General features: G+C 50.6%; 8 protein-coding genes. 6 read left to right on the top strand and 2 right to left on the bottom strand.

Annotated elements, in window-relative coordinates; genetic code table 11:
* Positions 1 to 450 (bottom strand): MFS transporter (locus AC6R0L_RS17245; RefSeq protein WP_500629938.1); only part of this gene is annotated, 450 nt, incomplete at its 3' end.
* Between the two features lie 133 nt (positions 451 to 583).
* On the opposite strand from AC6R0L_RS17245, the gene AC6R0L_RS17240 reads away from it, so the two are divergent.
* The 4 genes from AC6R0L_RS17240 (at position 584) to AC6R0L_RS17225 (ending at position 6,771) form a co-directional block, all read left to right on the top strand.
* Entirely contained in the window at positions 584 to 1,453 is an 870-nt protein-coding gene (locus AC6R0L_RS17240; RefSeq protein WP_500629937.1) for a LysR family transcriptional regulator, read from the top strand.
* Between the two features lie 41 nt (positions 1,454 to 1,494).
* Positions 1,495 to 2,955: a molybdate ABC transporter ATP-binding protein ModF gene (modF, locus tag AC6R0L_RS17235; RefSeq protein ID WP_500629936.1), complete on the top strand. Its 1,461-nt coding sequence runs from the start codon at positions 1,495 to 1,497 to the stop codon at positions 2,953 to 2,955.
* Between the two features lie 98 nt (positions 2,956 to 3,053).
* A complete protein-coding gene (locus AC6R0L_RS17230; protein ID WP_500629935.1) occupies positions 3,054 to 4,271 on the top strand; it encodes an ABC transporter substrate-binding protein in 1,218 nt (405 codons plus the stop codon).
* A 91-nt stretch (positions 4,272 to 4,362) separates the two neighbouring features.
* Entirely contained in the window at positions 4,363 to 6,771 is a 2,409-nt protein-coding gene (locus AC6R0L_RS17225; protein WP_500629934.1) for an ATP-binding protein, read from the top strand.
* Between the two features lie 11 nt (positions 6,772 to 6,782).
* On the opposite strand, the gene AC6R0L_RS17220 is transcribed toward AC6R0L_RS17225, so the two are convergent.
* Positions 6,783 to 7,013 carry a glutaredoxin family protein gene (locus AC6R0L_RS17220; RefSeq protein ID WP_334550489.1) on the bottom strand — a complete coding sequence of 77 codons (231 nt, stop codon included), beginning with the start codon at positions 7,011 to 7,013 and terminating at the stop codon, positions 6,783 to 6,785.
* A gap of 110 nt (positions 7,014 to 7,123) precedes the next feature.
* Between AC6R0L_RS17220 and AC6R0L_RS17215 the strand changes: the two genes are divergently transcribed.
* Both AC6R0L_RS17215 and rlmF read left to right on the top strand, forming a co-directional pair.
* The gene (locus tag AC6R0L_RS17215) at positions 7,124 to 7,633 is read left to right on the top strand and encodes a M48 metallopeptidase family protein (protein WP_487903131.1); all 510 of its coding nucleotides are present in this window, start codon (positions 7,124 to 7,126) and stop codon (positions 7,631 to 7,633) included.
* Positions 7,634 to 7,684: 51 nt separating this feature from the next.
* Positions 7,685 to 8,794 (top strand): 23S rRNA (adenine(1618)-N(6))-methyltransferase RlmF, encoded by a 1,110-nt coding sequence (rlmF, locus tag AC6R0L_RS17210; RefSeq protein WP_500629933.1) that lies wholly within the window; start codon positions 7,685 to 7,687, stop codon positions 8,792 to 8,794.
* Positions 8,795 to 8,929 lie beyond the last annotated feature (135 nt).

Here is an 8,929-nt window from a genome sequence, read left to right as displayed (position 1 = left end):
TGTGATACCGCCGAGTGAGTTCGCGGCAATGTAGCCACCAATCGCTTGACCAAACGCAGCGCTGCTCAGCTCTTCAACCATATAAGCGACGGCGACAGAGGCAAAGGCCGCCAAGGCGATGCCCATCATCGCGCGCAGTAAAACCAAGCCCAGCAGAGACTCAGTATAGAACATGGCGAGACCAATCACGGGCATCGCAAACAGGCCAAGCAACATAACGCTGCGTCTGCCGGTGGACTCGGATGCGACCGCCCAAGGCACAAGAAAAAAGGACAGCGCTAGGGTGCTGGCTGCAAAAATCCAGTTCACTTGGGTTTCTGACACGCTGAAATGACCGGCCATAAAAGGCAGCATGGGCTGAAAAAGGTAGAGATTACAAAACACCAGAAAGGAGCCCAGCGCTAGGCTGAAAGTCACTCGTTTGTACGCAGGGCTAGACAGTTCAATCATGGTTACTCGTATGGATGTGATCAGTCAGGAGAGTGTGATCACATTATCAGTCTCATCTTGATTTATAAAATATATTAAAAATATCGTTGTCATATGTTTTTGATCTCATTAAGACGGCCAGAGGAGTGCCATTTTGGAGAGTAAACCTTTGCGTTATTTTGTGGCGGTGGCTGAGCATGGTCACTTTACTCAAGCCGCCAAAGCCTTGCACATTGCACAGCCTGCCCTGAGTATCGCGATTCGAAAATTTGAGCAGACGCTGGGTGTTGAGCTGTTTCGCCGCGAAGACCGTCGCATCTCCTTAACCCCAGAGGGAGAGGTGCTCTACGAGCATGCCAAACGAATCATCCAGCAACTAGATGACGCCAAATTGGCTATTGATGAGATGAAGGGACTGGAAAAAGGCGAAGTCAGGCTTGGCGCTCCGAGTATGATGGGGTCCTATTTTTTTCCGCGCATTATGATGGCGTTCAAAAGCCACTATCCCAATCTTAAATTGACGCTGGTGGATGCGGGGGCGCGATCGGTGCGGCAAATGTTACTCGAAGGTGAGCTGGATATTGGCGTGATTGACAGTGAAAATGTGCCCGAGGACTTAGCCACCGATCATTTGCTGGATTCGGAAATGGTCGCGGTGGTCAGCCCAACGCATCCGTTTGCCCAGCGACAAGCGATCGATTTTGATGAGTTTTTTGAGCACGAACTGGTGCTGTTTAAGCCCGGCTATTTTCACCGTGGATATCTGGAGCAAAAAGCCAAAGCGTGTCAAAAGCCGCTCAAATTCTCGTTTGAGACCAACTTGTTGCCGATGATTCTTAGTATCGTCAAACAGGAATTTGCCATTACCGCTTTACTGGAGTTGGTGCCTGAGCATGAAAAAGCGATCGTGGGTGTGCCATTCACACAACCGGTCACTGTCAGCTTAGCGCTCGCTTGGCGCAAGGATGGCTACCTCTCAATTGCGGATCGAACCTTTATCGACTTCGTAAAGCGTTATGTATGATGGACGAATAAGGATAACAAAACACTCAACAAAGGACGTGTATGCGCATTGCCATTCATCAGCTCAACACAACAGAACACTTAACACCGCTAAAGATTGAACGATGGGAGATTGAAGACGGCCACTCATGGGGCGTATTCAGCTCTGAAGGCGATATCGGATCGCAACTGGGCGCACTGCTTTGCGGCGATGCCCCCTTTGAAGGCGTTCAGGATGCGGTTGACAGGAGTGAAGGCCGCGTTGCACAAGTCTCGCTAGCGAGCCAGCAGCAATTACTCGAAGAAGAAATTGCTAATGATGACACCGATTTTCTCGACAGAATCGATAGTGGGACGAGCGTTGAAATCTTGGTTAAACAGCAGTGTGATGATCTTGAGTATGCCAATCAATTGATGAGTCAGCTCGATTTGTGCCATTTAGCCAACAGTGGTTTTCGTCAGTTGTCGACGGGAGAAACTCGCCGCGTGATGTTGGCGCGCGCACTGGCCAGCAAGCCTGATCTGTTGGTACTCGATAATCCGTTCTCCGGTCTGGATGTGGCCCATCGTGAGTCGCTGTCGACAACGCTGGCAGAAATGGCGCAACAAGTGCAGATTATCGTCACCTTCAATCGTGAAGAAGATTTGCCCCCTTGGATTGACCAAGTCGCGCTGTTTCATCACGGACAATTGGAGAGCACGATGACCTCCGCCGCTTGGCATGCGCACCCAGTGATTGCTCAGTTGCAATCGCAATCAGAGCAACAAAGCGAGCACATGTTGGCGTTGGTGCGTAAACATCAGCACAGCAATGATCTGCCCAGTCCAGTGTTTGCCATCAAGGATGGGGAGGTCGCGTACACCGACAAAACCATCTTCACCCAGCTCAATTGGCAAATCGATAAAGGTCAACATTGGCAGATTAAAGGTCCAAATGGTTGTGGTAAAAGCACACTGCTCGGGCTGATTTTTGGCGATCACCCTCAATGCTACTCCAACGATATTACCATTTTCGGCCACCAGCGCGGCAGCGGTGAAACCATCTGGCAAATCAAGCAGAACATCGGCATGGTGTCCTCTTCATTGCATCTGCAGTATCGAGTCAGTTGCAGCGTACTGGACGTGATTCTCTCGGGCTTTTATGACTCCATCGGCCTCTATCAGCAGCCGAGTAAACGTGAGCTGCAAACCGCACACGAATGGCTCGCCATGCTCCACATGACCGACTGCGCCAAGCGCTCGTTCCGTGAGCTGGATTACGGCCAGCAGCGATTGGTGTTAATCGCTCGCGCGCTGGTGAAACAACCCGCCCTGTTGATTTTAGATGAGCCCTATCAAGGACTTGACTACTTAGGGCGTCGGTTAGTGAAAAACAGTTTAGAGATGATCGCGCGTGAAAATCTTAGCCAACTCTTGTATGTCTCGCACTATGAGGCCGACAAGCTGGAGGCGATCCGCAATGAGCTCAGCTTTGAGTTTGATGAGTCGATAGGCTGTTATGTCCCTCGGGTTGTTATTGGTTAATTAAGCAAGTGGCGCATAAACGGCGTGTGTCACCCTGACAAACGGGCTCGGCTCATCTACGCTTAAGATAGTCTTATTATTCAGGGAGTAGCGTCGATATGATGCGGTTTTCTGCGGCCATGGTGGCCACGGTGTTAAGTTGTGTGACGTGGGCGGCGAAGCCGGAGTTCGTGACTCTTTATTTGGATGCAGATAGGACAGGGCACCTTGAATCGGCGCAGTCGATTGAACAAGGTGTGAAAGTGGCACTGGCGGAGGTCGATAACCAACTCAACGGCGTACCTGTGCGCTTTGTCGTGCGTGATCACAGAGGCAACGTCAAACGCAGTAAGCGCCATATGGATGAGTTTTTGCGCGATCCCAATGCCCTAGTGTTTGTCGCAGGGATGCACTCTCCGCCGTTGATCAAATACCGTGATTTTATCAACCAGCAAGGCATGTTGACGTTGGTGCCTTGGGCTGCAGGAACGCCAATCACCCGCTCACTCGAAAGTGATCAGAACTTTATTTTTCGACTCTCTGTCGATGATTCCAAAGTGGGCGGATTTCTTCTCAACGTCGCTTTTGAGCAGGGTTGCACAGTACCCCACCTAGTGCTTGAAAACACCGGCTGGGGCAAATCAAACTACAAAGCGATGATGCGCGCGTTGCCCAGTGATGTGGATGCTGAGGTCAAGGTCTCTTGGTTTGACTGGGGCATACAAGCGTCAGACGCGCGAAACATCGTTCGCCAAGCACAACAAGACAAGGCGCAATGTTTGCTTTTGGTGGGTAACGCTCGTGAAGGCAAAAATATTGTTGATGCGGTGGCCGAGCTCAATGCCTCCCTGCCCGTGTACAGTCACTGGGGAATAACCGGCGGACAGTTCGCGCAAAATGTGCCGTTTGAGGTGCGAGAAAAAGCGCAACTGACCTTTGTTCAGTCTTGTTTTAATTTTTACAGCAACGCGCTCACGCCATTCCAAGCAGGGGTGTTTGAGCGTGCAAGCCGCTTGTTTCCGGAGCAGTTTACATCAACCAATATTCAAGCGCCGGCGGGTTTTGTCCATGGTTATGACCTGACACGCGTTCTCATCGCAGCAGCAAACCGCATCGAGTGGCAACAGGAGATGCCTGCCAACCGACGCGCATTGAAAGTCGCCCTAGAGTCACTAGAGACGCCGGTGCAAGGTTTGGTCAAACGCTACCAACACCCGTTTAGCCCGATCTCTAGGGAGAACATGGATGCACATGAAGCCTTATCGGCACAGGATTTGTGTATGGCGATGTACGACGAGCACGATGGCGTCAAATTGCGCTTGACCGACTCTCAGTAGCAGGCAACAAATAACAATAACAACAAGGGATGCATCCAAAGCAGTTCCCGAGGAGCAATATAGTGAATCCAGTTTGGTTAGGGCACGCTCAATGCTAAAGTTTGACAAAAAAAATGGCATGCAACTCTTCACCCTGTTTATCTTGTTGGGCGCGAGTGTCTTTTTTCTCACCAGTTTTTTGTTTGTTCAGCATCAAGCACAGCAAACGGCGCAAGTGGTGATTAACGAGAGTTTAAAAAGCAAATTTTCCACGTTAGACAGTTATCTCAAGACCTATTTAGAGTCGAGACGAGATCGCTTAGCCAACATCGTAGAGCAGCCGATTCTGCTAGGCGCTGTGTTGGAGGGCGTTGCTGACTCCGCGTCCTTCTCGGATAAGTTGGCTCGCTTTAAACCGGTCGATTCACAATCTTTCGTCAACGTGTATGACTTTGTGGGTGATAAAGTTTACTCCGAAATTGTGTTACCGCAGGCGGTGAGCACGTTTATCGCTCAGGAGGTGGCGAGTGGTCAGTTGCTCGAGTCGGTCTCCTATTCGATTTTTTCTCATCATGACGCGGATTTTCTGCTCGTAACCCTACCTGTCAAATACAACGGTTACTCAGAGGGCATCGCCGCCTACGTCACGCCTCTAGAAGGCACGGAGTTTTTCAGCGGTTTTGGCCATGATGATGCGCGATGGTTTGGCATCCGCCAAGCGCAGTTTGACTGGCGTATGGCCTCGCCTTTCCCTTGGGCCATCGCCGAGCGCCCGATTACTGATACCACCTTTACCTTGCTCTACAGTTATTCACCGAGTTTGGTTGAGGATGTCAAACGAGAGTTTGTGCAAAGCCTATTGACCGGGATGATTACCGCGACCGGTGTGGCGCTCTTTGTGCTCTATTTTTTGGGGCGTAAGGTGCTGGTCTCGCCATTTCAAGCGTTATATCGCTCGGAGCAGCAGCTACTGCGCCAATCGGAAGAGCTCAAAAGAAGAGAGGCAGAGTCTGCACGCTTAGCTCGGGTCGCGAAGTACATGCGTGATGCGGTGGTGTTTGCGGATATCAATGGCCACATTCTTTGGGTCAACAGTGCTTTCGAGCGCTTAACGGGCTATCAGCAGCAAGAATTGATCGGTAAGAAACCCGGGGATGTCTTGCAAGGTCCGCTTAGTGATCGAGAGGTGATCAGCCAGATTCGCACCGCAATTCATAACCGAGAGCAGGGCTTTTTCGAGTTGGTCAATTACAACAAAGCGGGGCAGGCGTACTGGATTGAACTTGCCTTGACGCCACTGTATGACAAAGATGACCAGATTGAGGGCTTTATGGCGGTCGAACGTGACATTACCGAACGCGTTGAGCTGCAAAAGTCACTCAAGCAAAAAGCGCAGGAAGCCAACGCGGCCAGCGTCGCCAAATCGAAATTCCTTGCCGCGATGAGCCACGAATTGCGCACCCCAATGAACGGGATTTTAGGGGTGGGTGAGCTGCTACAGCAAGGAGACCTTACCGACGAGCAGCACGACTACATGGCGACCTTGCTCGATTCCGGTCAACATATGCTGGCGGTACTCAATGACATCCTCGATTTTTCTAAAATTGAGGCGGGTAAGCTGAAATTGGTGGCAACGGACGTGGAGATCGCCCCTTTTGTCGCCAAGTTCAGTCAGCTTTATCAGCCGTTATGCGAGGAGAAAGGGCTGAGTTTTCGTGTCGATAGCACCTTACCAGTGGATTTAGTCATTCGGGTAGACGAGACCCGATTAACCCAGATATTGCAAAACTTGCTCGGCAATGCCCTGAAATTTACCGCCGAGGGCGGTATTGATTTGTCTTTGTCACTCTCTGACTCATCCGAAACGATGCAGATCCGCATTAAAGACAGTGGTATTGGCATCAGCCAAGACAAGCAACGGGTGATTTTTGCGCCGTTCAGTCAGGCCGAGTCGGATACTACGCGCCGCTTTGGCGGTACTGGGCTTGGTTTGTCTATTGTCTCTGAACTGGTGGGTGCAATGGGCGGTGAAATACGAGTAGAGAGCGAACTCGGTCACGGCAGCGAGTTCATTGTCAGCTTACCGATAATACGCACTGCAGCGCAGCAAGAGGCGGTGTCTACTGAGGCTGTCGTCAGTGATTACTTGGGTGATGGAATGCGCGCCTTGATTGTCGAAGACACACGCATGAATGCCTTGGTGCTGTCGCGGTTTCTTTCTAAGCTCGGGTTTGAATGCGAGGTGGCGGTTAATGGGGTTGAGGCAGTAGAAAAAGTCAAGTCTGAGCACTTTGAGGTGATTTTTATGGACAACCACATGCCAGAAATGGACGGTATTCAAGCCTCTCAAATTATTACTCAGCTTAATCTGCAAACCCCGCCAGTGCTGATTGGTTGCACCGCCGATGCGTTTGAAGAGACGCGAGAAAATATGATTGCCGCCGGTTGCCAAGAGGTGATCACGAAACCGATCAATTCTCAGCAGCTTAATCGAGTGCTTGCTCAGGTGATGCCCAAGTAGAAACAGCGGTACTATTTTCCGCTGTACATGCGCTCGAAGTTTTTTGGATTCCAACCGATCATGTAACGATCGCCGATTTTCAGTACCGGTAAGGAGCGAGCGCCAATGGCGTCGAGCTCTTTGCGACCGCGCTGCATTTTCGCGTTGGTCAAACGATATGGGTAGCCTTTCTCTTCCAAGTATCGTTGAGCATCTTTGCAGTGCGGGCACTTATCTTTGACGTAAAGCACGAGGCGTTTCATGGGGTTTCTCCAGTGAGGTTGATCGCGATGAGTGTAATGAAAAGTCAGTGAATGACAAGGGCGAATAGGCTAGACTAGCGCCTTTTCGTCAACTCGGTAGAGCGATGAGTATCAATCCCGCATTAAGGTATGTGCAAGGTTATCCGCCACATATCGTTGATCAAGTGGCGCAACTGGTAGATTCCGGCAGACTGGCGACCTGGTTTCACCAGCGTTACCCTAACAATCACACCATTAAGAGTGAAAAGGCGCTGTTCGATTACACCATGGCGTTGAAAAACCGCTATATGAAGAAAACCGCGCCGCTGAGCAAAGTGGTGTACGACAATAAAATCCACATCATCAACAATGCGCTTGGCCTTCATACCTATGTGTCGAAAGTGCATGGCGGAAAAATCAAATCAAAGAATGAAATTCGCATCGCTCGCGTATTTCGAGAGGCACCTGAGCCGCTATTGCGCATGTTGGTGGTGCACGAACTGGCGCACTTGAAAGAGAAAGAGCACAACAAAGCCTTCTATTCGTTGTGCTGCCACATGGAGCCCGACTACCATCAACTGGAACTCGACGCTCGATTGTTTATGATTTATCTCGAGACCCGAGACGAGCCGACGAACTAGGCATAAACGCCTGGTTGTTGATCACTCACAACACGTTACGCATTACAGATCATGGCTACACACCGTAAAGATTCGCACCCTTCGACCAAACGTGCGCCGAAAACACGAAATAGCGCTGCTCAGTCTGAGCCCAAGCATCGCTCGAGTCGTAAGATGACGTTTATAAAGCAGCCAAGCAAGCCGGGATTACATCCTCGCAATAAACACCAAGGACGCTATGATTTTGCCGCGTTGGTCAAAGCGCTGCCTGCGCTGAAACCGTATGTTATTACCACCCCAGCCGGTGACAAGAGCATTCCATTTTCTGACCCTATCGCAGTGAAGCTGCTCAATAAAGCCTTGTTGGCGCATCACTACCAAGTTAGTGAGTGGGATATTCCTAAAGGGTATCTCTGCCCGCCTATTCCAGGGCGTGCTGACTACATCCATCGTCTTGCTGAGCTGCTTGAGGCGGATGTGCCTGAGGCGAAACACGCGAGCGTGCATGCGTTAGACATCGGCGTTGGCGCCAACTGCATCTATCCGATCATTGGCGCGGTGGATTATGGCTGGCACTACGTTGGCAGTGATGTGGACGAGGTTTCAGTGGACAATGCCAATCAGATCACGAGCGCCAATGGGGTGTTGAAAGGCAAAATTGAAAGCCGATTGCAGCGTGACTCTCGGTTTGTGTTTAAACACATTATCGCCAAAGGCGAGCGTTATGCGCTGACGACCTGCAATCCGCCGTTTCATAAATCCCTTGAAGAGGCGCAGCAAGGCAGCGAGAAAAAACTGGCTAATTTAAGTCGCAATAGGACCAAAAAAGGCAGCAACAAGGCCGCCGCCGCCAATGCACCACGACACAAAACGCAGCAAGGTTCGCCTATACTTAATTTTGGTGGGCAGAAAGCGGAACTGTGGTGTCCGGGTGGTGAAGCCGCGTTTGTGAAAAAGATGGCGTTTGAAAGTCGAGATGTGGCATCGCAAGTCCTTTGGTTCTCCACCTTGATCTCAAAGAAAGAGAATGTCCGTTGGCTGCGTAAAAATCTTGAAAAAGCCGGAGCGCTGGAAGTGCGCGTGGTTGAGATGAGCCAAGGGCAGAAAGTGAGCCGTTTTATGGCTTGGACGTTTCATGATAAAGCCAAGCGCGCCACTTGGTTTGATACCAAACCCCGTTAACCACTGATACCAATAGATGAGGAGGGCATATGGAGTTTGAGATTTATATGCCCTGTGAGCCCAGCTGGATTTGCGATAGCTTTCTTGCGCTGTTCGCGTTGCTGCTGTTGTGGGGACTGGGTTATTTTGTGCTGA

This window comes from Vibrio sp. R15-SG3-ISO1A (genome assembly GCF_059833955.1).
This window is presented reverse-complemented; position numbering and strand designations above follow the sequence as displayed.

Bases quoted from the DNA above. Each gene is read 5' to 3' on its own strand.
- modF (WP_500629936.1), top strand. From the start codon at position 1,495: ATGCGCATTGCCATTCATCAGCTCAACACAACAGAACACTTAACACCG.
- AC6R0L_RS17230 (WP_500629935.1), top strand. From the start codon at position 3,054: ATGATGCGGTTTTCTGCGGCCATGGTGGCCACGGTGTTAAGTTGTGTG.
- AC6R0L_RS17225 (WP_500629934.1), top strand. From the start codon at position 4,363: ATGCTAAAGTTTGACAAAAAAAATGGCATGCAACTCTTCACCCTGTTT.
- AC6R0L_RS17220 (WP_334550489.1), bottom strand. From the start codon at position 7,013: ATGAAACGCCTCGTGCTTTACGTCAAAGATAAGTGCCCGCACTGCAAA.
- rlmF (WP_500629933.1), top strand. From the start codon at position 7,685: ATGGCTACACACCGTAAAGATTCGCACCCTTCGACCAAACGTGCGCCG.